This is a genomic window from Streptomyces sp. NPDC127197 (genome assembly GCF_042672405.1).
GTDB classification, from domain to species: Bacteria; Actinomycetota; Actinomycetes; order Streptomycetales; family Streptomycetaceae; genus Streptomyces; species Streptomyces flavusporus.
The window spans coordinates 1-20,707 of record NZ_JBHXVG010000002.1; the positions used below are offsets into that span (position 1 = coordinate 1).

Genomic DNA, 20,707 nt, shown 5'->3' on the forward strand with positions numbered 1-20,707 from the left:
TGAAGAACACCGGGGTGTTGTTGCCGACGAGGTCGTAGTTGCCCTCCTCGGTGTAGAACTTCAGCGCGAAGCCACGCGGGTCACGGACGGCGTCCGCCGCACCCAGGTTGCCGGCCACGGTCGAGAAGCGCAGGAAGACCTCGGTCTGCTTGCCGACCTCGGAGAGGAACCCGGCACGCGTGTACCTGGTCACGTCGGCGGTCACCGTGAAGGTGCCGTAGGCACCGGCGCCACGGGCGTGCACGACCCGCTCCGGGATGCGCTCACGGTTGAAGTGGGCCAGCTTCTCGAGCAGGAGCTGGTCCTGGACGAGCACCGGGCCGCCGATGCCCGCGGTCTCGCTGTTCTGGTTGTCGGCGACCGGCGCACCGGCCTCCGTCGTAAGCGGTCCCTGCGTCACGTGCGCCTCCTGCATCATTCCTGACCGTTCCTGTCCCTCGGCCAAAGCCAGGCTCGATCCTACAATGGACATTGTCTAAGTCAAGCAGAGCTCCAAAGCCACACCTATTCGTAAACTGGTTACCAGCTGCTAAGCTGAGCTTTATGAGTGACCTTCTGGAACGACTGCGCGGACGTGGATGGCGGATGACCGCGCAGCGGCGCGTCGTGGCCGAGGTCCTCGACGGCGAACACGTCCACCTGACGGCCGACGAGGTCCACGCGCGGGCTGTCGCCAAGCTGCCCGAGATCTCCCGGGCGACCGTCTACAACACGCTGGGCGAGCTGGTGTCCCTGGGTGAGGTGCTCGAGGTCGCCACCGACAAGCGCGCCAAGCGGTACGACCCGAACGCCCACCGGCCCCACCACCACCTGGTGTGCGCCCAGTGCGGCGCGATCCGCGACGTCCATCCGAACGGCAACCCGCTGGCCGACCTCCCGGACTCGGAGCGCTTCGGCTTCACGGTCTCGGACGTCGAAGTGACGTACCGCGGCGTCTGCCCGAACTGCGCGAGCGCGTAACGACAGCCTTCCAGCCAGCCCCGGCATCGATACGGTGCCGGGGTTTTCTGCTGCGCACGCGCACTCAAACGCACTGAGGGGCTCGGATCGAATGATCCGAGCCCCTCAACCTTCAGTAGCGGGGACAGGATTTGAACCTGCGACCTCTGGGTTATGAGCCCAGCGAGCTACCGAGCTGCTCCACCCCGCGTCGGTGAATGCAACGTTACGTCAATGACGAGGAAGGAAGCAAATCAGTTACCAGCTCACCCTTCCGCCGTCAGTCCGCGGGCAATCGTGCCGCCCAGGGCGGCACGGGTGGGCGCTGGGGGTCCCCCTCTGAGGGAGGCACCCCGTCACGCCGGGCTGCGCTCCCCACCCGGCCTCAGCCGCGACGCCGGGCACCCGCCGGACCAGCTCCAGCACGGGCCGGCGTCACGCCGACAGCTCCTCCCGCAAGGCATCCCGCAACCGCGCCGCCCGCTCCGAAACCTCCGCCGGCCCCAGGTTCACGGCAAGGTCGGCCCACCGCTGCCCCTCCGCCAACTCCCCCCGACGCGCGTAGACGAGGGCCAGCCGCAGCGCCGCCCGCCCGTGCCCCGCGTCAGCGGCCCGCGTCCACCACACGGCAGCCTCCGGCTCACTCCCCTCCCGAGCCAACAGCAGCCCAAGATTGAACGCCCCGTTCCGCGACCCGGCCTCGGCCGCCTCCCGGTACCACCGGGCCGCCTCGACCACATCACCGCGCGCCGCGGCCAGCATCCCGACCCGCACCTGCGCTCTGCGATGCCCTTGATGAGCCGCCCGCTCGTACCACTCCTCACACTCGGACTTCTCATGCACCGACTCCCCCAGCTCATGCTGAGGAGCCGGCGGCCGCCGAGCGTCGAGCAGGGCCGCCAGCCGGTAGGCGGCTTCCGCGCTCCCGCCACCGGCCGCGCACCGAAGATGCCGCTCGGCGTCCAGCTCGTCCCCGTCCCGCAGTCGCGCGATCCCGACCTGCAGCGCGGCTTCGATGTGCCCGGCTGCAGCGGCCCGCTCGTACCACCGCAGCGCGGCCGCGTCCTCGCCGCGTCCGGCATACAGAATCCCCAGGTTGAACGCGGCGTCCACGCTTCCCGCCTCCGCGGCCTTGGAGAACCACGGCTCGGCCCCGGTCTGGTCCCCGCCCTGGAGCAGCAGGATCGCCAGCGCGTTCGCCGCCTCCCGGTGCCCGGCGTACGCCGCGCGCCGGTACCACTGCTCAGCCTGTGTGGTCCGCCCCTGTTCGGCGCAGAGCAGCCCGAGGTTGTAGGCCCCGTTGACGTCCCCGGCGTCCATCGCGGCCCGGTACCAGCGCTCGGCGGTCTGGGTCTGCCCGCGCTCGGCGTGCAGCGCGCCCAGTGCGTTGGCCGCGTTGCCGTCACCCTCCTGCGCGGCGCGCAGCCACCAGACGGCGGCGCTCTCCTCGTCCCCGGCGTCCCGGAGCAGGAACCCGAGCGCGCAGGCGGCGCGCGCCTCGCCGTCCTTGGCGGACGTCAGATACCAGCGCCCGGCCTCCTTCAGCTCGCCGCGCTTCTCGAGGATCGCCCCGAGGTGCAGCGCGGCCCGGCGGTGGCCGCGTGCGGCGGCCTGCCGGTACCACTGTTCGGCCTCCGCCTCCGCAGGCGGCTCGACACCGTTGTCAGACCCGGCCCCGCCCTCCTGTGCCGCCCGGCGATCAAGCGTGCGCGCCAGCCGGTACGCCGCTTCCCGGTGGCCCCGCTCGGCGGCGACCCGCATCCACTGCTCGGCGTCGGCGTCGGCGCGGTGCTCCAGCAGGTCGGCGAGGGCGTAGGCGCCCAGGACGTGTCCCTGTTCGGCGGACTGGCGCAGCCAGTACTCGGCGGCGGGTTCGTCACCGCGTTCGCGGTGGTGCCGCCCGAGGGCGTGCGCGGCGGCCGCGCTGCCGGCGACGGCGGCGACCCGCCACCACCCGGCGGCCTCGTCGGCGTACCCACGCTGGTGCAGCAGGACGCCCAGGTTGTTGGCGGCGGCGCGGTCGCCCTCGGCGGTCGCGGCGCGCAGATGGGGTTCGGCTCCGTCGAGATCGCCGCGGCGCAGCAGCATGGCGCCGAGGACGCTCATGGCCTCGACGTCACCGGCCTCGGCGGCGAGCCGCTGACGCGCCTCCTCGGCCGCTTCGCCGGTTTCGTCCCGGGTCTCCTCCTGGCCGGAAGGCTGCACAAATCGCCCTGTCTCGAACAGAGTTGCCTTGTCCCCCATAACGTCCATCGTCGCACCACCTGCAACCTGGGTACACCTGGTATACCGCAGCCAGTGAGGTCACTTCAGCGTTTTGTCGACATGCCCACAGAGAGATAAGTCAAACACAGTTCTGCCAACTCCCCACGGCGGCACGGCGATGTGGCACATCGGCACATGCGTTCGCACACCACGAAGGCCCGGATCCTTGGAGGATCCGGGCCTTCGACTTCAGTAGCGGGGACAGGATTTGAACCTGCGACCTCTGGGTTATGAGCCCAGCGAGCTACCGAGCTGCTCCACCCCGCGTCGTTGTTCTGCAACCGTATCACGACGCGGGGAGAGCTTTTCGATCAGCTGCTTCGATCAGCTGCTGTTCGGACTGCTGGTGGGGCTGGGGCTGCCGGTGGGGCTGGGACTCTTGGTGGGCTTGGGACTGCTGTTGCCACCGCCACCGCCCGTGTTGCCGGCCTGCGACTGCGCCTCCTCGGCCCGCTTCAGCGCCTCCTCCAGGTCCTCCTGAGCCCTGCCATAGGCCTCCCAGTCGTTGTTCTTCAGGGCTTCCTGGCCGGCCTCGAAGGCCTTCTGGGCGTCGCTGAGCGCTTCCTGGACCGTGGGGTTGTCCGATGTCGGCGGCGGTGTCGTGTCCTCGCCCTCGTCCGGTGGTGTCGGGGCCGAACCCTCCGCCCCGAAGACCTTGTTGAGGGCCTGGTCGAGAGTGTCCTCGAAGGCGGTGTTGCCGCCGTAGGACACCAACACCTTGCGCAGCAGCGGGTACTTCAGTCCGCCACCGCGTACGTAGACCGGCTCCACGTACAGCAGTCCGCCGTTCAGTGGCACCGTCAGCAGGTTGCCGTACTCCACTTCCGAGTCGCCGCCTCTCAGCAGCCGGATGGACTCGGCGATGTCCTGTTCGGAGTTGAACTGGCTCTGGACCTGTTTGGGTCCGTTGACCGTCGTGCTGGTGGGCAGTTTCAGGATTCTGATCTTGCCGTAGCCGCTGGTGCCCGCCTCGGCGTCGACCGACATGAACGCGCTGAGGTTGTCGCGCCCGTTGGGCGTGAACGTCGTCGTCAGCGAGAACGCCTGTTCCTTCTGGTCGGGCATCTTCATGCTCAGGTAGTACGGCGGCACCGCGTCGCCCGACTTGTTGGTCGGGTCGTCCGGCACCTGCCACACCTCGCTGCCGCTGAGGAACGTGTCGGCGTCCTTGACGTGGTAGCGGGTGAGCAGCTCGCGCTGGACCTTGAACAGGTCCTGCGGGTAGCGGAGATGGGCCATCAGCGAGTTGTTGATCTCGCTCCGCGGCTCCACCGTGTCGGGGAACGCCTTCATCCAGGTCTTCAGGACCGGGTCCTGGGTGTCCCACTGGTAGAGCTTGACCTCGCCGGTGTACGCGTCGACGGTCGCCTTCACCGAGTTGCGGATGTAGTTGACCTGGTTCTGCTGGGCCACCACCGCGCGCTGGTCGTTGGTCGCGGTCAGCGAGTCCGCCGTGGTGGTACCGAGGGTCGTACGGGAGGCGTACGGGTATCCGTTCGTCGTCGTGTACGCGTCCACGATCCACTGGATCTTGCCGTCCACCACCGCCGGGTAGGCGTCGCCGTCGATGGTCAGCCACGGGGCCACCGCCTCGACGCGCTCCTTCGGGGTGCGGTTGTACAGGATCCGCGAACCCTCGCCGATCGCGCCGGAGTACAGGATCTGCGGCTCGTTGAGCGCCACCGCGTACGCGGCCCGGTTTATCGGGTTGGCGAGGTTGATCCCGCCCTTGCCCTCGTAGCTGTAGGTCTTCTCACCGCTGTCGTCGGAGTAGTCGATCTCCTTCTGGGGACCGCCGACGATCGAGTACGTGTTGGTCTTCTCGCCGTAGTAGATCCGCTGCTCGTAGCTGCCCAGCTGGCCCTTGGACGGCAGGTCGGACTCGGTGAAGACCGGGCGCCCCTCGGAGTCGGCGGTGGTGCCCTTGGCGGCGACCACGCCGTATCCGTGGGTGTAGCGGAAGTGGTTGTTGATCCAGTTCTGCTTGTCGATGCCCGCGTAGTTCAGCTCGCGCAGACCGATGACCGTGTCCTGGTCCTTGCCTTCCGCGCTGTAGCGGTCGACGTCCAGATTGGTCGGGAACGCGTAGTATTTCCGCATCTGTTGGAGCTGCTGGAACGTCGGCGAGACGATGTTCGGGTCCATGATGCGGATGCTGGCCGTGGAGTCGACGTCGTTGCGCAGCTTGGCCGCGTCCTCGGTGTTGCTCGTGCCCGAGTAGTCGGTGACCTGGGTGCCCTCGATGCCGTACGCGTCACGCGTCGCCTTGAGGTTCTTCGCGACGTACGGGGCTTCCTTGGCCTGCTCGTTCGGCTGGACCTGGAACTTCTGCACGATCGCCGGGTACAGCCCGCCGATGAGGATCGCCGAGAGCACCATCAGGCCGAAGCCGATGAGGGGCAGCTGCCAGGTGCGCCGCCAGATGGTGGCGAAGAACAGCAGGGCGCAGATGACGGCGATGCAGAACAGGATCGTCTTGGCCGGCAGATAGGCGTTGGCGTCGACGTACCGCAGGCCCGTCCAGTTGTCCGTCGCCTTGAAGTCGCTGGACTTGACCGCGAGGCCGTACCGGTCGAGCCAGTACGCGACCGCCTTCAGCGCGACGAAGATGCCGATGAGTACCGACAGGTGTCCGGTCGCGGCGGCCGTGGCGCGCGCGCCGGGGCTGGTGATGCGCAGCCCGCCGTACAGGTAGTGGGTGAGCGCGGCGGCGATCACGGAGAGGATCGCGGCGGCGAAGCCGAAGCCGAGCAGGAACCGGTACCAGGGCAGGTCGAAGGCGTAGAAGGCGACGTCCAGCTGGAACTGGGGGTCCTTCTGCCCGAAGGGTACGCCGTTGACCCACATCAGCCAGGTGCGCCACTGGCCGGATGCGGACGCGCCCGCGATCAGGCCCACCAGGGCGGTGATCCCGAACAGCAGCCACTTCTTGTAGGGCGCGATGCCCATCCGGTAGCGGTCGAGGCTCTGCTGCTCCATCGACATCGCGCTCAGCGGCGGGCGCAGCCGGTGGGCCAGCCAGATGTTGAATCCGACGGCGACGGCCATGAGCAGGCCGAAGACGAAGAAAAGTCCGATCTTGGTCCACAGGGTGGTGGTGAAGACGGACGAGTAGTTCACCGACCGGTACCAGAGCCAGTCCGTCCAGAAGCCCGCGAACATGGTGAACGCCATGCCGAGTACGGCAAGGACGCCCAGTGTCATGAGCAGGGTCCGGACTCGCCGGGACGGGCGGCCCACTCTGATCCGTGGCCCCGTCGGGCCTCCGCCGCGGTCCGGCATCTGGAAAGCCAAGGTGGCACCTCGAAAATCGCTGTTGGTCTGTCAGGCCCTGTGTTCGCGGGCCGTTCGATGGGCCCCGTGATCGTAGGCCCTCACCTATGCAACTTACTCACGCTTTACTCGGTTCCCGATTCCGGCCGGGAACGAGGCAGGATTGTGACCATGTCCAACACTCCCATGGCAGCGAGCCCGCTCACCCGGGCCGTACTCGAGATCGACGAGTACGCCTCCGGCCTCGGCTGGGACCAGCCCGCCCGCCTTTTCGCCCTTGTAGACACCGCGCAGCTGCGGGCCCAGGAGCCCGCGCTCGCGGCGCAGCTCGGCCTGGGGGACGAGCAGGAGGCCGCCGGTCTCACCCCGATCGAGCAGGACGAGGTTCCAACGGACAAGCCGCTGGATGAGTTCCTCGGCACGATCGCCTGGCCCGATGCGGTGGCCGGCTGTGCGCTGACGGTGGAGCGGCTGATGCTGCCGCCGTCCGCGGAGGCGCAGGTTCCGGAGGACCTGGACGAGGCGGCGCTCACGAAGTGGGTGGCGCGGCACCCGGAGCGTCAGGAGGTCCGGATGACGGTCGCCGTCCTGCGGGACGGCGCGCGTGAGTCGGCGCTGCGGCTGCGGGAGAAGGACTCGCCGACGGAGGTCCTCACCGGCTCGGAGCTGGTGCCGGGGCTGGCGCAGGCGCTGGCGGCGACGTTCGAGGACTGAGGTCTGCCTGTACGGCACTGGGGGCGCCCTTGATCGTGCGGGCGCCCCCGGGCCGCGTGTGAGCCCTGTTGCTCAGCCCTTGGTGGTGCACTTCGGCAGGTCGGCGGTGTCGCCGCTGCGGATGTCCTCGAGGGCGCCGAGCGCGTCGTCGATGGTGTTCACCTTGACGAGCGTGAGACCGCTGGGGGTGTCCTTGGCGGCGGACGCGCAGTTGTCGGCGGGCGTCAGGAAGTACTGGGCGCCCTTGCTGCGTGCGCCGACGGTCTTCATCTCGATGCCGCCGATGGGGCCCACCTCGCCTTGGTCGTCGATGGTGCCGGTGCCGGCGACGAACGAGCCGCCGGTGAGGCTGCCCGGGGTGAGCTTGTCGTAGATGCCGAGCGCGAACATCAGGCCGGCGCTGGGGCCGCCGACGTCGGCGAGCTTGATGTCGATGGTGAACGGGAACGTGTGGTCCGTGCCCGCGGAGATGCCGACGATGGCGCGCTTCGTACCGGTGTCGTCGGAGGTCGTGGTGGTGATCGTGACCTTCTCGGTCTTCGTCGCCGTCCGGTTCTCCTTCTCGGCGGCGGCCTGCTCCTTGGCGGGCACGATCGTGAAGACGACGTCCTCGCCGGGCTTGTGCCTGGTCACCAGTTCGGCGACGTCGGCGGGCGCCTTCACCGTCGTGCCGTCGACGGCCTTGATCACGTCACCGGCGTGCAGTCTGCCCTCGGCCGGGGAGTCCTTGACCACGGTGGAGACGATCACCCACGACTTCACCGGTACGTCCAGTTCCTTCAGGGCGGCGACTTTGGCGCTCTCCTGGGACTGGCTGAACTCCTCGGCGTTCTCCTGGGTGGACTCCTCCTCGGTCTTGCCGTCCGGGTAGAGCGTGTCGTGCGGGACGACCTTGTTGTCGTGCGCGAGCCAGCCGTAGACGGCCTCGACGAGGTTCATGCGGTAGTCGGCGCTGGTGACGCGGACGGTGGTCATGTTGAGGTTGCCGGTCGTCGGGTAGGTCTTGCGGCCGGAGATCTGCAGCACCGGCTCGCCGTCGTGGTCCCCGAGGGTGTTCACCGTGGGCCCCGGGGACATCTCCGAGTACGGCACGGGGATGAGTACTCCCGCGCACAGGAGCGCGATCAGCATCAGGGTGGAGGCGAGCATCGTCGCGGTGCGGCGTGGCATGGAACGACAGTACGGGACGCTTCTGTCAGCGCACCGTCAGGGCAGCCTGGCGGTCACGGGCTGGTGCGGGACTTCTCCATGGCCTCACGGAAGCGCGCGTACCCGTCCAGCTCAGGGCCGTCGCTGCGCGCCCTGCGGGTCCGGTTGGCCCAACTGCCCCACAAGCCTGCGGCGATCGCAGCCACAAGCGGAATCAGCAACCAGGCGAGCGCCGCCATGCCGACCTCCCAACCCGATGAGCGTCTGCGACTGACCGATCAGCAGATTAACCGTCTGCACCGACAACGCTCACGTCAGGGGTGCGGTTACGCAACCGGAAGGGTTAACGGAGCCCCGCAGATTTCAGCAGGCGCCCACCCGCCCACCCGTCGCCCGACCACCACCCCTCAACGACGGCGCTACGCGCCGACCCATTCTTCGGTGCCGTCCGAAAACTTCTGGTGCTTCCAGATCGGCACCTCGTGCTTGAGGTCGTCGATGAGCTTGCGGCAGGCCTCGAAGGCCTCCCCACGGTGCGGACACGACACGCCGACGACGACGGCGAGATCCCCGACCTTCAGATCCCCCACACGGTGCACGGCCGCCAGCGCCCGCACCGGGAACTCGGCGACGACCTTCTCGGCGATCCGCCGCATCTCGGCCTCGGCCGTCGGGTGGCAGGAGTATCCGAGCTCGTCCACGTCGGTTCCCCCGTCGTGGTTCCGCACGGTCCCCACGAACAGCGCGGTCCCACCTGCGGCGTCGTCGCCGACGGCCCGGAAGACCTCGTCGAGGGAGAGCGGTGTCTCACGGATACCGATCAGCTTGATGGGATCCTGCGCGCCCTGCTCACCAGGATGATCGTTCATGGCAGCCATGGCTCCATCGTGCCTCATGCCTCAGACACCACGAAATGGCGTTTCCATCACGCACGCGCCCCGACGCAGCCACGCCGGCCCACAGCACCCCTCAGATCCGCCGCCGAGCCTTCCGAGCCCGCCGCACCACAGCCGCCGCACCCAGCAGCGCCACCGTCGCGCCCGCAGCCCCCGCCGCAGTGGCGTCCTTGCGTCCCAGCCGCCGCCCGACCACCGTGTGCCGCCCGGAAACCTCCTCCAGCAGCTCCGCAAGCACCTCCTCATTGGTCCACTGCGGCCGCCACCCGGCGTCATGCAACCGGCTCCCGCTCACCACCCACGGGTACATCGTGTACGCCAGATCCCCCGCCGGCGACGGTGTGAGCCCGATCCGGTGCAGCCGGGCCGCCGCCCCGAGCGCGACCGCCGAGGGCAGTTCCATGCGCCGGATCCCGCTCAGCTCCTCGACCTCCTCCTGCTCCAGCCACCCGTCACAGCCGACGGCCAGTTCCCCGTCGACCTTCTCCAGGACGGTGTACTCCAGAGCACTGCACAGGTCCTCGACGTGGCAGAACTGCCAGGCGGGCCGCGAACCGGCGACGACCAGCAGCCGAGGAGACTCGAAGTACCTGGTCAGCGCGGTATCGGTGCCGCCGACCAGCACCGCGGGCCGTACCACGGTCACATTGAGTCCCGGATGCGCCCGCGGCGCCCGCCGCGCGAGCCGCTCGATCTCCAGCAGGTCCCCCACCCCCGTGGCCTCCGCGGTGGCGCGCAGTTCGGCGTCCTCGGACAGCGGGAGCTCGTTGTCCGGCAGTGCTCCGTAGACCATCGCCGATGTACAGAGCACGGCCCGGTGGACCCCGGCCGCGGCGGCAGCGGTCAGCACGGTCTGCGTGCCGCGCACGTTGTACGCCGTCCGGGCCGCCGCGTCGGTCTCCAGGTCGAGGTCGAGCGCCAGGTGCACCACCACGTCCGCGCCCCGCAGCTTCTCCGCGATCGCCGGATCGCGCACGTCGAGGATGTGCCACTGCGCCGCCGCGCACTCTCCGCGCCGCTCGTCGATGGCGATGACCTGCTTGATCTCCTCCGACGCGGCCAGCCGCGCGGTGAGCAGCGCGCCGACGCCGGACGCGGCGCCGGTGACCGCGACGACGGGCCCGCGCAGGGCCGACGGGGTTGAGTGGTTTCGCGCTGCGCGAACCTGCGGATCTGGGGAACTCACCGGGTGTCTCCAGCGGTTGTCTTCACATACGAGCGCGAGTGACGCGTACGTACCAGGTGGCATCCATCCTGCCGCAGGCCGTGAGTCGGCGGAGCACCGAGGCCCGAACCGCCCCGGGTGTCTACGCTGGGTGGTGTTGTCGGGCAGTCGTGCCGTCGGAAAGAACCGGCGGCCTTACCAGCCGAGGATTCCCGTGAGTGACACCCCATTCGGATTCGGCCTTCCGCCGGAGGAGCCGGAGAACGGCGACGAGGGCAAGAAGAAGGACGACCAGCAGAGCGGTGGTGGGCAGGGACCGGCCAACCCGTTCGGTTTCGGGCTGCCCGGCGCCGGAGGCTTTGGCGGCCCCGGTGCGGACAATCCGCTCGCTGCCATGTTCGGTTCGCTGAACCCCACCGATCTGGGCGCCGCGTTCCAGCAGCTGGGCCAGATGCTCTCCTACGAGGGCGGCCCGGTGAACTGGGACATGGCCAAGCAGATCGCCCGCCAGACGGTCTCCCAGGGCACGTCGGACGGCACGAAGGACGCGAGCGTCGGCCCCGCCGAGCGCACCGCTGTCCAGGAGGCCGTCCGCCTGGCCGACCTGTGGCTGGACGATGCCACGTCCCTGCCGTCGGGCGCCGCCTCCGCGGTGGCCTGGAGCCGCGCGGAGTGGGTCGAGGCGACCCTGCCCGCGTGGCAGGAGCTCGTCGACCCGGTCGCCGAGCGCGTCGGTGCGGCCATGGGCGATGTCCTGCCGGAGGAGATGCAGGCCATGGCGGGCCCGCTGATCGGCATGATGCGCTCGATGGGCGGCGCGATGTTCGGTACGCAGATCGGGCAGGCCGTGGGCGTGCTCGCGGGCGAGGTCGTCGGCTCGACCGACATCGGCCTGCCGCTCGGCCCGGCCGGCAAGGCCGCGCTGCTGCCGGTGAACATCGAGGCGTTCGGCAAGGACCTGGGCGTACCGAAGGAGGAGGTGCGGCTGTATCTCGCCCTGCGTGAGGCCGCCCATCAGCGCCTGTTCGCGCATGTGCCGTGGCTGCGCTCGCACCTGTTCGGCGCGGTCGACGGGTACGCGCGCGGGATCAAGGTCGACACGGCCAAGCTGGAGGACGTGGTCGGCCAGTTCGACCCGCAGAACCCCGAGCAGCTGCAGGACGCCCTCCAGCAGGGCATGTTCCAGCCGGAGGACACCCCGGAACAGAAGGCCGCCCTGGCCCGTCTGGAGACCGCTCTGGCGCTCGTGGAGGGCTGGGTGGACGCGGTGGTCCACGCGGCGGCGAAGCCGCGTCTGTCGTCCGCCGACGCCCTGCGCGAGACGCTGCGTCGCCGGCGCGCCTCGGGTGGCCCGGCCGAGCAGACCTTCGCCACGCTGATCGGCCTGGAGCTGCGCCCGCGCCGGCTGCGCGACGCCTCCCGCCTGTGGGCATCCCTCACGGACGCGCGCGGTGTCGACGGCCGGGACGCCCTGTGGGCCCACCCGGACATGCTGCCGACGGCCTCCGACCTGGACGACCCGGACGGCTTCGTGCACCGGGAGCAGATCGACTTCTCCGAGCTGGACAAGATGCTCGGCGAGGCGGCGGACGGCTCCGCCGGGAAGCCGAACCTGAAGAAGGACGACGACTCCAAGGACGACGGCTCCAAGGGCGACGACACCGAGTGAGCCTGTACGACAACGCGGTCCTCACACTGAAGGAGTACGAGGACCAGGAAGAGTTGCGCCAGTCCTACCTGGACCACCTCGCGGAGCACCCGGACGGCATGTGGAAGGCGTGCGAGGACGGGCACGTCACAGCGAGCGCCCTGGTGATCGACCCCTCACGCGGGCGTGTGCTGCTGACCCTGCACAAGAAACTGCGGATGTGGCTGCAGATGGGCGGCCACTGCGAGCCGGGCGACGCCACCCTGGCGGCTGCGGCCCTGCGCGAGGCCACGGAGGAGTCCGGCGTCGACGGGCTGGCGCTGCTGCCGGGCGGCCCTGTGCGGCTCGACCGGCATCCGATCCCGCCCCCGTGCCACTGCCACTTCGACGTCCAGTACGCGGTCCTGGCCCCGCCGGACGCGGTGCACGAGGTCAGTGACGAGTCCCTCGACGTGCGCTGGTTCGCCTACGACGAGGTGCCTGAGGTCGCCGACGAGTCCGTCGTACGACTGCTGGAGGCGACCCGCGCCAGGCTGTGAACGCGTAAGGGGTGACTGCCGTTGCGGTCACCCCTTACCGATCGTCACGTCGGCTCAGCTCCAGACGTTCCCCTGGTTCTGCCCGCGCGCCCCGTGCTGCCCCATACCGAACTGCGCGGCCGCACCCTGCCCGATCTGGGCGTTCTGCGGCGGCAGCAGTTCGCTGGGCTGGATCAGCGCGTAGCCGGTGCCCATGAAGCTGAGCTCCCAGCCCTCTCCGGTGTTGCCGCGGCGCCGCCACACCCCGGAGGAGTGCGTCTGCGCCTGCATCTGCACGCGCAGCCCGGTGGACCAGGCGACGATCGCGTCGGCGTCGCAGTTGACGTACTTGTCCGGTGTGACCTGCATCAGCAGCGGCGCGCCCGAGGTCATGAGGGCGACCTGGCCGCGGCCGGTGATGTTGAGCTGGTACTTCCCGGACCCGGAGATGCCGTACAGGCTGTCGACGGCGATGACCTCGTGGTGCAGCGAGGAGTCCATCGCCAGCACGTAGCTGCTGTCGACGGTGAGCCCCTCCTGGTCCACCTCCATCACATGGATGTGCTGGGCGAGGTTGGCGAAGTAGACCGTGCCCTGCCCATGGCAGCGCATCAGGTCCAGGCCCTCACCGGTGTGCGCACGCGCGCGTGACTGGCTGTTGCTCTGGTACTCGGCGTCGAACTCGACGAGCCCCTGATAGGCGACCATGGTGCCCTTGCGGGCCAGGATGTCGTCGTGGCCCTCCAGGGCGACGCGCAGCATCTGCTTGTTCTGCAGGCTCCAGCGTTCCTGGGTCTGCTGGTCGTTGTGGGCGAAAAGCGGACTCTGCATGGTGTGGTGCTCCCCCTCAGCCCCGGACCCGGAGACGGTCGGTGCTGTCCTCGCTGGGCTGGACGACGACGATGCCCTGGCCGGAGAAGGCCATCTGGTAGGCCTCACCGCTGCCGCGGCCGATGAGCGACTGCGCCTTGAAGCTGCGCTTGCCCTTCACCTTGAGGTTCGGCGACCAGGCGACGAGCGCGTCCGGGTCGACGTAGGTCTCGTCCTCACCGCCGCCGCAGTCGACGACGATCGGCTTGCCCCGGGAGGTCAGCGCCACCCAGCCCTGCCCGGAGATCCTGGTGTTCCACAGGCCCTGTCCGGCGAACTTCGCGAGCCCCTTGACCCGCTCAACGCCCCACGTGAGGTGCGCGTCGAAGGCGAGCAGGTTGGTGGCGTTGACGGAGATCCCGTCGCCGTTGAGGTTGATCACGACGACGTTGGCGCCGTAGTCGGCGAGGTAGAGCAGGCCGTCCCCGGAACACTTCATCAGGGGCGCGCCCTCGCCGGTCATCCAGTCCTTCGCGATCTGGCGCACGGCCGGCGGGTTGGGCTCGTACTGGATGAAGCCTTCGTAGGCGACCATCGACCCCACGCGCGCGAGGAGATCGTTTCCGGTCTGCATGGCGACCTTCAGCATGTGGTTGCCGTGGTTCTCCATGCGGGCGGTGACGGGTGCGGGGGCATAGCCCGCGAGCGGCTGGTTCATGACGGGCTCTCCCTCAGATCTCGTACGGCTGGACGACGATGAAGTTTCCGGGCGCGCCGCGGAACTGGAGGTTGACGCTCTCTCCGGTGTCGCCGGGGTATGCGTTGCGGCGCATCCGGACCTGGCTGGAGACGACGACCTGGGAGGCGGCCGACCAGGCGACCACGGCGTTGCAGTCGGCGAACGTGGTCGGCGTGACCGGTAGCACGACGGGCGTGCCGTGCGTCTTGACGACGATCGTGCCGGTGCCGGTGAACTGCATCGTGAACAGCGCGCCGCCCGGGATGCCGTGCCCCTCAATGCGGCGGACCTCGTACTGGAGGCTCTCGTCGAAGGCGAGGACGTTCTCGGCGGAGACGCAGATCCCGTCGCCCTGGAGCTCGATGGGGTGCAGCATCGTGGAGTTCTCGGCGAGGAACACCTGGCCCTGGCCGGTACAGCGCATCAGCTGCATCTCCTGGCCGGTGGCGTTGCCCACGATCCGGCCGGCGAACCCGGCGCCCTTGTAGCTGAAGTCGACCTTGCCCTGGTAGAGCACCATGCTGCCCTGCCGGGCGAGCACGGGCTGGCCGCCGATGCCGAGGTCGACGCGGACGAGCTTCCTGTTCTGCTGCGTCCAGCGCTGCCCGGTGGGCGTCTCCTTGAACTGGTTGAGCGCGCCGGCCACACCGGGCGCCTGCGGAGCGCCGCCCTGGGGGGCGCCGTAGGGGGCCGCCGGCTGACCGGGGACCTGCCCGGCGGGGGGCTGCTGCCCGTAGCCCGGGGGCGGGGTCGGCTGTCCGTAACCGGGGGGCGGCGTGGGGGCCTGCGGTGCCTGCGGCTGTGCGTAGCCGGGAGGCAGCGGGGCGGTCTGGCCGGGGGCACCCTGGCCGTACGAGGGCTGGGGCGGCTGCTGGCCCGGCTGGCCGTACGCGGGTTGCTGCTGGCCGGGCTGGCCGTAGGGCGGCGCGGGCGCCGGGGCGGGCGGTGGTACGGCGCCGCCGGGCGGGGTCATGGGCGCGACGACGGTCGGCGCAGTGTGCACCTGAGGTGCGGGCGCCGGGGGCGGGGTGGCTCCCGCGGGGGGCGCGAATCCCTGCGCTGCGGGCTGCGGCGTGGGAGTCGGGGCGGGTGCCGGTGCCGGGGTGGACGCGGGTGCGGCCGGGGCTCCGAACGCGGGCGGCGCGGCGGCCTGGGCGGGCGGAGCGAACCCGGGAGCGGCACCGGCGGGCGGCTGAGGCTCGGCCGGCGTCTCCTCCTCGGCGACCTCACCACCGAAGTTCTTCAGCAGTGCCTCCAGCCCGCCGTCGAAGCCCTGTCCGACGGCCGCGAACCGCCACACGTCCTTCAGGTAGAAATCGCCCAGCATGACGGCCCGTTCGGTGGAGAACTCCGAGCCGTTGAACGAGTACCGGGCCACCTCCTCACCGCCCGCGACGATGCGGATGTACCCGGGGTTGATCTGCGACATCTGCCCGGCGCCGTCGATCGTCGCCGTGAACGACAGCTTCTGGATCTGCGGCGGGATCCGGTCGAGCGTGACCCGGAAGGACTCCGTGTCGCCCGCCTGGGCGCCCAGCAGCTGAAGGGACTCCTCGGGAGACTTCGGCTGGTTGAAGAAGACGAAGTACCGGTCGTCCGACAGCCGTTCGTCGGCGTCCAGACCGAAGCAACTGATGTCGAAGCTCAGTCCGGGACCCGAGATCTGCACGCCTACGTACAGATCCGTGCCCGCGGTGAGGTCACTGATCCTGGCCTTGTGGCCGCGTTGGAATTCCCTGGCCATGCGTAACGACCGTCCCCCATCCGGAATGCGAGTGCGTCGCGCCAGGCTAACGGCAAACGCGGACACCGGACGAAGTCGGTACAGACCCGGTACAGAACCACTGCTCAGCGGTGGCTGAGGACAGGTCAGCCCGTTGCAGGGCGGGGATCACTCACCGCGTGCGCCGGGCAGATGCGGCAACCGCTCGGCGGCGACCACGCCTTCCAGGTAGCCCCGCGCCCGCTCGGTGCGCGGATACGCCTCCAGCAGCCGCCAGAAGCGGGGCCCGTGTCCGGGCACCAGCAGATGCGCCAACTCGTGGAGGAGGACGTAGTCGAGGACGTATTCGGGCATGCCCTGCAGACGGTGCGACAGCCGGATGCTGCCCTCGGACGGGGTGCACGAGCCCCAGCGCGTGTTCTGGTTGGTGACCCAGCGCACCGAGGCGGGCCGGGCACGGCCGTCGAAGTACTGGGCGGACAGTCGCTCGGCACGCTCGGCCAGTTCGGCGTCGCCGAGCACCCGCTTGCTCTCCTGGGCGGCCAGTTTGTCGAGCATGACGGTCACCCAGCGCTGCTCCTCAGCCTCGGACATCCGGGCTGGGATGAGCACGACGGTGCGATCGCCCTCGCGGTACGCGGAGACCGTCCTGCGTCGACGGGCACTCCGGCGCACCTCGATCGGGCTCGCCCCCGAGCCGCTCGACGGCGGACTCGTCGTGCTGCGCTGTGGCTTTCCGGCGCGGTGCAGTGGGTCGGCGGACACGCCCCGACGTTACCCGCTGCACACGGGGGAAGTCCCGACTCCGGGACGGTTCGATTCCGATCCCCCACCGAGCGTTTGATTTGTACGACAAACATGCACCGCCTGTGGACAACTTTCGGCACCGAACGGCCGCGCCAGGCATGCTGGCACTCGTCGGCGGAACACAGACCACCTCCACCGACGAACCGCATCAAAGAGCAACAAACAGGGCAAGCAGGGGCAGGACAGGGACCAGGACCGTGACCTGACCGCGACCTTCCAGGGGCTACGGGGGCCTGACATGCATCCGAAAGTGAAGCCCGCGCTCAGGCGCGGCTGGCGCGACCTCAACACCGTGCAGTTCGGCATGACACCGGCGCACGCGATGACGCTGGGTCCGATGGATTCGGCCACAGGACACTTCCTCGAACTGCTCAACGGCACTCGCGGCCTGCCGCTCCTGCGCGAAGAGGGACGGCGCATGGACCTGCCGGACGGTCATGTCGACGCGCTGGTCGAGCGGCTGGCCCGGTCCGGACTGCTCGACGACGCCAAGGGAGGCAGCCCGGCCGCCGACGCACTACGCACGAAGAAAGAGGTCCTCGACCGGCTCCGCCCCGACCTGGCCTCGCTGTCCCTGACCACCTCCCGACCCGGCGACGCGATCAGCCGCCTGGCCGCCCGTCGCTCCCTCCGCGTACAGGTGCGCGGAGCCGGCCGGGTGGGCACCGTCCTGGCCTCCCTGCTGTCGGGCGCCGGAGTCGGCGAGGTGGACGTGCGCGACTGCGGCCGGGTCGAACCGTGGGACGTCGCGCCGGGCGGGCTGCCCGCCGAGTCCGTCGGCGAGCGCCGCGACGAAGCCGCCCGCCGTGCCGTGCGCCGCGCCGCACCGGACCGCCCACCCCGCCGCGGCCCCAGGCCACGGATCGAGGCGGCCGACCCCGGCTACTCACTGGTGATCCTCGCTCCACGCGACGACGTCGCCGTGCACGCCCCCGCCTCGGACACCGCAGAACCACTCATCACTTCGGGTACGCCCCACCTGTATGCCGGGGTCGTCGAGGGAACCGGCGTGGTCGGCCCGCTCGTCCTGCCCGGCGAGACGGGCTGCGCCCGCTGTCTGCACGAGGACCGCACCGACCGGGACCCGGCCTGGCCCCGCCTGGTCACCCAGTGGCGTTCGGGCAGACAGCCCCATGTCCGCCCCTGCGACCTGGCCCTGGCCACCACCGTCGCCGGGCTGGCGGCCGCGCACACACTCACCTTCCTGGACGGCCAGGTGCCCTCCAGCGCGGGCGCGCGCTGGGAGGTCTCGCTGCCGGCTCTTCAGTGGCATGCGCGGCCGGTCTGGGCCCATCCCGCATGCCCGTGCGGAGCTGCGGAGAGAGGTAAGGGGGAACGCGCCTCAAAGGATGCGGAGGCACACGAGACAATGGCGGTGGAACGGTCGCCGAAGAAGTTACGCCGTACGGCGGGCGCGGCGCGGCCGGCTGGGACCTGGAGGGCGCATGTCTGATCTTCCCCGCAAGGCGGTCACCCGTACCGCCAAGCTCGCCGCGCTCCCGCTCGGCTTCGCCGGGCGGGCCACCTGGGGCCTGGGCAAGCGGATCGTCGGCGAGTCCGCGGACATAGTCGGCCGCGAACTGCAGCAGCGGACGGCCGAACAGCTCTTCAAAGTGCTCGGAGAGCTCAAGGGCGGCGCGATGAAGTTCGGGCAGGCCCTGTCCGTCTTCGAGTCGGCCCTGCCCGAGGAGATCGCCGGCCCCTACCGAGTGGCCCTCACCAAGCTCCAGGAAGCGGCGCCCCCGATGCCGACGCGCACCGTGCACACCGTGCTCGGCGAGCGGCTCGGCGAGGACTGGCGGGAGCTGTTCCTTGAGTTCGAGGACAAGCCGTCCGCGGCGGCCTCGATCGGCCAGGTGCACCGGGGCGTGTGGCACGACGGACGTGAGGTCGCGGTCAAGGTGCAGTATCCGGGAGCAGGCGAGGCCCTGCTGTCCGATCTGAACCAACTGAGCCGCTTCTCCCGCCTGTTGGGCCCCCTCATTCCCGGCATGGACATCAAGCCGCTGATCGCGGAGTTGAGGGACCGCGTCTCCGAGGAGCTGGACTACGGCCTGGAAGCTCAGGCCCAGCAAACCCACGCAGAGGAGTTCGCCGACGACCCGGACGTCCTGGTGCCGGCCGTGGTCCATCAGTGCGACGAGGTCCTGATCACCGAGTGGATCGACGGCATTCCGATGTCAGAGATCATCAGGGACGGCACCCAGGAACAGCGCGACCGGGCCGGTCAGCTCCTCGCCCGTTTCCTCTTCTCCGGCCCGGCCCGCACCGGCCTCCTGCACGCCGACCCGCACCCCGGCAACTTCCGCCTCCTGCCCGGCGGTCCGGGCGGGGACGACAACTGGCGCCTCGGAGTCCTGGACTTCGGCACGGTCGACCGCCTCCCGGGCGGCCTGCCCACGCCCATAGGCCACTCCCTGCGGATGACCCTCGACGGCGACGCACAGGCCGTCTACGACCTGCTCTGTGAGGAGGGTTTCGTCAAACAGTCCATCGAGCTGGACCCCGACGCGGTCCTCGACTACCTGCTGCCCATCATCGAGCCCGCCCAGGTCGAGGAGTTCACCTTCACCCGCGGCTGGATGCGCAGCCAGGCAGCCCGCGTCGCCGACCCCCGCTCCCCCGCCTACCAGCTCGGCAAGCAGCTCAACCTGCCGCCCGCGTACCTCCTGATACACCGGGTGACCCTCAGCACCATCGGGGTGCTGTGCCAACTCGGCGCGACGGTAAGGCTGCGCGAGGAACTGGAAGAGTGGCTGCCGGGGTTCCTGGCGGAGGAAGGTGTGGACGAGGAGGACGGCATGGGCGAGGAGGAGGCTGCGGCGGAGGCGTGAGCCGGGTTGTTGGGCTGCCGTTTTCGGCTTCTTGAAGGGGTTGGGGGTGGGGGGAGGGGGGAGGGCCCCAGAGCCCCTACCACCACGCCGAGTCCAACCGCCCCTCAATCGCCCTGAGGTTCTCCCGCGAGCAGGAGTCGCAGAAATAGCGGCGAGTGCCGTGCTCCACAGAGCACGTCCAGGTGGGCTGCGGGCCGCGGGCCTGGGCACCGCAGCGGGCGCAGACGATGGGTCGGGGCTCCGGGGCGGAGCCGCCGTCGTCACTGCCTCCGGGAAGACTCGTCACCCGGCGACGATATCGCCGTACCCGACGGTTCGCCGGACACAACGCACCGCGGGGGCCGGTCCGCTCGGACGGACCGGCCCCCGCGGGGAGCTCTTGCCTCCTCAGGTCGGGAGGCAACCGCTCCAGGTGTTCCGGGTTACTGCATGACGGCCATGGCGAGCGCGCGGCGGGCACGCCTCGAGGCCCGCTCGGCCCGGCGCTGCATCCGGCGCGCAGCCACCAGGCGCAGGGCCCGGCGCTCCTGGTGCGCCTCGTGCAGCCGGTCGTGCATATGCGCACGAGCCAGGGCTTCTGGGATGAGTTGCATCTCGCGGGTCCTGTTCTGGCGCGAGTCGTTCGCGCCGGTGGTGGTGACGTCTGATGTCGCGGAGCCGGTGGGCTCGTTGGTGGACGGCTTCATCGGGGCCTGCTTCTGGGGGTCGTGCGTGAGGGGGCGGTCGATCGTTCCTGCGGTGTTCATGCCGTGACCGGGTTCTTGCGCGGGCGGCCACGCGGCCGCTTCCGGGCGACGACGACACCCTGGACGAACAGCTCGCCACCCCAGACGCCCCAGGGCTCACGCCGTTCCTTGGCGCCGGCGAGGCAGGCCTCGATCAGCGGGCAGGTGCGGCAGAGGGACTTGGCGTACTCCACGTCCGCCGGCGACTCGGCGAAGAAGACCTCCGGGTCGTAGGAGCGGCAGGGGACGGGGACGCCGAGGTTCTCGATGGCGTCGTCGAGCGCGGTGAGCGCGGTGAGCGGGGTCAAGGTGGAGTCCTCCGTGAGGCCGGGCGGGGGGATCGTTTCGGAAGGCGGTACGGACGGGGCGTGCGCTTCGAGTTGCACGGTGTCGTCTTCCTCGTCTGGTCGTTCCGGTCCTGTTGGACCGGGTGGCGGCTGGTACCGGGTTCTTTTCTTGTCCCGAGGCCCCTTCGCTCTGTCATCCCGTTCGGGACAAACAG

20 protein-coding genes and 2 tRNA genes are annotated in these 20,707 nt (G+C 69.9%); 6 read left to right on the top strand and 16 right to left on the bottom strand.

The annotated features are described in order from the left end of the window. Nucleotides 1–418: catalase (locus ACFVJQ_RS02670; protein ID WP_385780403.1), on the bottom strand; the 418-nt coding region annotated here is incomplete at its 3' end. A 125-nt stretch (nucleotides 419–543) separates the two neighbouring features. Between ACFVJQ_RS02670 and ACFVJQ_RS02675 the strand changes: the two genes are divergently transcribed. Next, nucleotides 544–960 carry a Fur family transcriptional regulator gene (locus ACFVJQ_RS02675; RefSeq protein WP_129802250.1) on the top strand — a complete coding sequence of 139 codons (417 nt, stop codon included), beginning with the start codon at nucleotides 544–546 and terminating at the stop codon, nucleotides 958–960. Between the two features lie 116 nt (nucleotides 961–1,076). Here the strand turns inward: ACFVJQ_RS02675 and ACFVJQ_RS02680 are convergent. From ACFVJQ_RS02680 to ACFVJQ_RS02695, 4 genes are all read right to left on the bottom strand, one after another. Next, nucleotides 1,077–1,150: transfer RNA gene (locus tag ACFVJQ_RS02680), tRNA-Met, on the bottom strand. A 224-nt stretch (nucleotides 1,151–1,374) separates the two neighbouring features. After that, nucleotides 1,375–3,192: a sel1 repeat family protein gene (locus ACFVJQ_RS02685; RefSeq protein ID WP_385510681.1), complete on the bottom strand. Its 1,818-nt coding sequence runs from the start codon at nucleotides 3,190–3,192 to the stop codon at nucleotides 1,375–1,377. Nucleotides 3,193–3,397: 205 nt separating this feature from the next. Beyond that, nucleotides 3,398–3,471, bottom strand: a tRNA-Met gene (locus tag ACFVJQ_RS02690). Nucleotides 3,472–3,528: 57 nt separating this feature from the next. Next, nucleotides 3,529–6,486 carry a UPF0182 family protein gene (locus ACFVJQ_RS02695; RefSeq protein ID WP_385510961.1) on the bottom strand — a complete coding sequence of 986 codons (2,958 nt, stop codon included), beginning with the start codon at nucleotides 6,484–6,486 and terminating at the stop codon, nucleotides 3,529–3,531. A gap of 162 nt (nucleotides 6,487–6,648) precedes the next feature. On the opposite strand from ACFVJQ_RS02695, the gene ACFVJQ_RS02700 reads away from it, so the two are divergent. Next, on the top strand, nucleotides 6,649–7,191 hold the full coding sequence (locus tag ACFVJQ_RS02700; RefSeq protein WP_129802251.1) for a PPA1309 family protein: 543 nt from the start codon (nucleotides 6,649–6,651) through the stop codon (nucleotides 7,189–7,191). Between the two features lie 72 nt (nucleotides 7,192–7,263). Here ACFVJQ_RS02700 and ACFVJQ_RS02705 read toward each other — a convergent pair whose 3' ends face one another. From ACFVJQ_RS02705 to ACFVJQ_RS02720, 4 genes are all read right to left on the bottom strand, one after another. Further along, nucleotides 7,264–8,361 carry a PDZ domain-containing protein gene (locus tag ACFVJQ_RS02705; RefSeq protein ID WP_385780408.1) on the bottom strand — a complete coding sequence of 366 codons (1,098 nt, stop codon included), beginning with the start codon at nucleotides 8,359–8,361 and terminating at the stop codon, nucleotides 7,264–7,266. Between the two features lie 53 nt (nucleotides 8,362–8,414). Then, nucleotides 8,415–8,579: a hypothetical protein gene (locus tag ACFVJQ_RS02710; protein WP_165396464.1), complete on the bottom strand. Its 165-nt coding sequence runs from the start codon at nucleotides 8,577–8,579 to the stop codon at nucleotides 8,415–8,417. Between the two features lie 180 nt (nucleotides 8,580–8,759). Continuing rightward, on the bottom strand, nucleotides 8,760–9,218 hold the full coding sequence (locus tag ACFVJQ_RS02715; protein WP_385510685.1) for a molybdenum cofactor biosynthesis protein MoaE: 459 nt from the start codon (nucleotides 9,216–9,218) through the stop codon (nucleotides 8,760–8,762). Between the two features lie 91 nt (nucleotides 9,219–9,309). Further along, complete coding sequence (locus ACFVJQ_RS02720; RefSeq protein WP_224736751.1) at nucleotides 9,310–10,422, bottom strand: SDR family oxidoreductase; 1,113 nt, start codon at nucleotides 10,420–10,422, stop codon at nucleotides 9,310–9,312. Between the two features lie 193 nt (nucleotides 10,423–10,615). On the opposite strand from ACFVJQ_RS02720, the gene ACFVJQ_RS02725 reads away from it, so the two are divergent. Further along, complete coding sequence (locus ACFVJQ_RS02725) at nucleotides 10,616–12,070, top strand: zinc-dependent metalloprotease (protein WP_385510687.1); 1,455 nt, start codon at nucleotides 10,616–10,618, stop codon at nucleotides 12,068–12,070. Next, nucleotides 12,067–12,588 (top strand): NUDIX hydrolase, encoded by a 522-nt coding sequence (locus ACFVJQ_RS02730; protein WP_385510688.1) that lies wholly within the window; start codon nucleotides 12,067–12,069, stop codon nucleotides 12,586–12,588. Before ACFVJQ_RS02725 ends, ACFVJQ_RS02730 begins: the two co-directional genes overlap by 4 nt. 54 nt (nucleotides 12,589–12,642) lie before the next feature. Here ACFVJQ_RS02730 and ACFVJQ_RS02735 read toward each other — a convergent pair whose 3' ends face one another. From ACFVJQ_RS02735 to ACFVJQ_RS02750, 4 genes are all read right to left on the bottom strand, one after another. Next, a complete protein-coding gene (locus tag ACFVJQ_RS02735) occupies nucleotides 12,643–13,398 on the bottom strand; it encodes an AIM24 family protein (protein WP_224736748.1) in 756 nt (251 codons plus the stop codon). A 16-nt stretch (nucleotides 13,399–13,414) separates the two neighbouring features. Further along, nucleotides 13,415–14,095: an AIM24 family protein gene (locus ACFVJQ_RS02740; protein WP_086173603.1), complete on the bottom strand. Its 681-nt coding sequence runs from the start codon at nucleotides 14,093–14,095 to the stop codon at nucleotides 13,415–13,417. 13 nt (nucleotides 14,096–14,108) lie between these two features. Continuing rightward, nucleotides 14,109–15,860, bottom strand: coding sequence for a TerD family protein (locus ACFVJQ_RS02745; RefSeq protein WP_385780415.1), 1,752 nt, complete (start codon nucleotides 15,858–15,860; stop codon nucleotides 14,109–14,111). Between the two features lie 147 nt (nucleotides 15,861–16,007). After that, nucleotides 16,008–16,604 (bottom strand): M48 family metallopeptidase, encoded by a 597-nt coding sequence (locus ACFVJQ_RS02750; protein WP_129802258.1) that lies wholly within the window; start codon nucleotides 16,602–16,604, stop codon nucleotides 16,008–16,010. Nucleotides 16,605–16,884: 280 nt separating this feature from the next. On the opposite strand from ACFVJQ_RS02750, the gene ACFVJQ_RS02755 reads away from it, so the two are divergent. Together ACFVJQ_RS02755 and ACFVJQ_RS02760 are read left to right on the top strand one after the other, a co-directional pair. Further along, a complete protein-coding gene (locus tag ACFVJQ_RS02755; RefSeq protein ID WP_385780420.1) occupies nucleotides 16,885–18,099 on the top strand; it encodes a TOMM precursor leader peptide-binding protein in 1,215 nt (404 codons plus the stop codon). Next, the gene (locus ACFVJQ_RS02760; protein ID WP_385510693.1) at nucleotides 18,092–19,480 is read left to right on the top strand and encodes an ABC1 kinase family protein; all 1,389 of its coding nucleotides are present in this window, start codon (nucleotides 18,092–18,094) and stop codon (nucleotides 19,478–19,480) included. Before ACFVJQ_RS02755 ends, ACFVJQ_RS02760 begins: the two co-directional genes overlap by 8 nt. Nucleotides 19,481–19,556: 76 nt before the next feature. Here the strand turns inward: ACFVJQ_RS02760 and ACFVJQ_RS02765 are convergent, their stop codons facing one another. The 3 genes from ACFVJQ_RS02765 to ACFVJQ_RS02775 all read right to left on the bottom strand — a co-directional run bounded on the left by ACFVJQ_RS02765 (nucleotide 19,557) and on the right by ACFVJQ_RS02775 (nucleotide 20,591). Further along, complete coding sequence (locus tag ACFVJQ_RS02765; protein WP_385510695.1) at nucleotides 19,557–19,766, bottom strand: hypothetical protein; 210 nt, start codon at nucleotides 19,764–19,766, stop codon at nucleotides 19,557–19,559. Nucleotides 19,767–19,902: 136 nt separating this feature from the next. Further along, complete coding sequence (locus ACFVJQ_RS02770; RefSeq protein ID WP_385510696.1) at nucleotides 19,903–20,226, bottom strand: hypothetical protein; 324 nt, start codon at nucleotides 20,224–20,226, stop codon at nucleotides 19,903–19,905. Further along, the gene (locus ACFVJQ_RS02775; RefSeq protein ID WP_019072119.1) at nucleotides 20,223–20,591 is read right to left on the bottom strand and encodes a WhiB family transcriptional regulator; all 369 of its coding nucleotides are present in this window, start codon (nucleotides 20,589–20,591) and stop codon (nucleotides 20,223–20,225) included. Before ACFVJQ_RS02775 ends, ACFVJQ_RS02770 begins: the two co-directional genes overlap by 4 nt. Between the last annotated feature and the right edge of the window lie 116 nt (nucleotides 20,592–20,707).

Bases quoted from the DNA above. Each gene is read 5' to 3' on its own strand.
- ACFVJQ_RS02770 (WP_385510696.1), bottom strand. From the start codon at position 20,226: ATGAACACCGCAGGAACGATCGACCGCCCCCTCACGCACGACCCCCAG.
- ACFVJQ_RS02715 (WP_385510685.1), bottom strand. From the start codon at position 9,218: ATGGCTGCCATGAACGATCATCCTGGTGAGCAGGGCGCGCAGGATCCC.
- ACFVJQ_RS02705 (WP_385780408.1), bottom strand. From the start codon at position 8,361: ATGCCACGCCGCACCGCGACGATGCTCGCCTCCACCCTGATGCTGATC.
- ACFVJQ_RS02740 (WP_086173603.1), bottom strand. From the start codon at position 14,095: ATGAACCAGCCGCTCGCGGGCTATGCCCCCGCACCCGTCACCGCCCGC.
- ACFVJQ_RS02675 (WP_129802250.1), top strand. From the start codon at position 544: ATGAGTGACCTTCTGGAACGACTGCGCGGACGTGGATGGCGGATGACC.
- ACFVJQ_RS02735 (WP_224736748.1), bottom strand. From the start codon at position 13,398: ATGCAGAGTCCGCTTTTCGCCCACAACGACCAGCAGACCCAGGAACGC.
- ACFVJQ_RS02695 (WP_385510961.1), bottom strand. From the start codon at position 6,486: ATGCCGGACCGCGGCGGAGGCCCGACGGGGCCACGGATCAGAGTGGGC.
- ACFVJQ_RS02760 (WP_385510693.1), top strand. From the start codon at position 18,092: ATGTCTGATCTTCCCCGCAAGGCGGTCACCCGTACCGCCAAGCTCGCC.
- ACFVJQ_RS02685 (WP_385510681.1), bottom strand. From the start codon at position 3,192: ATGGACGTTATGGGGGACAAGGCAACTCTGTTCGAGACAGGGCGATTT.
- ACFVJQ_RS02755 (WP_385780420.1), top strand. From the start codon at position 16,885: ATGCATCCGAAAGTGAAGCCCGCGCTCAGGCGCGGCTGGCGCGACCTC.
- ACFVJQ_RS02710 (WP_165396464.1), bottom strand. From the start codon at position 8,579: ATGGCGGCGCTCGCCTGGTTGCTGATTCCGCTTGTGGCTGCGATCGCC.
- ACFVJQ_RS02700 (WP_129802251.1), top strand. From the start codon at position 6,649: ATGTCCAACACTCCCATGGCAGCGAGCCCGCTCACCCGGGCCGTACTC.
- ACFVJQ_RS02745 (WP_385780415.1), bottom strand. From the start codon at position 15,860: ATGGCCAGGGAATTCCAACGCGGCCACAAGGCCAGGATCAGTGACCTC.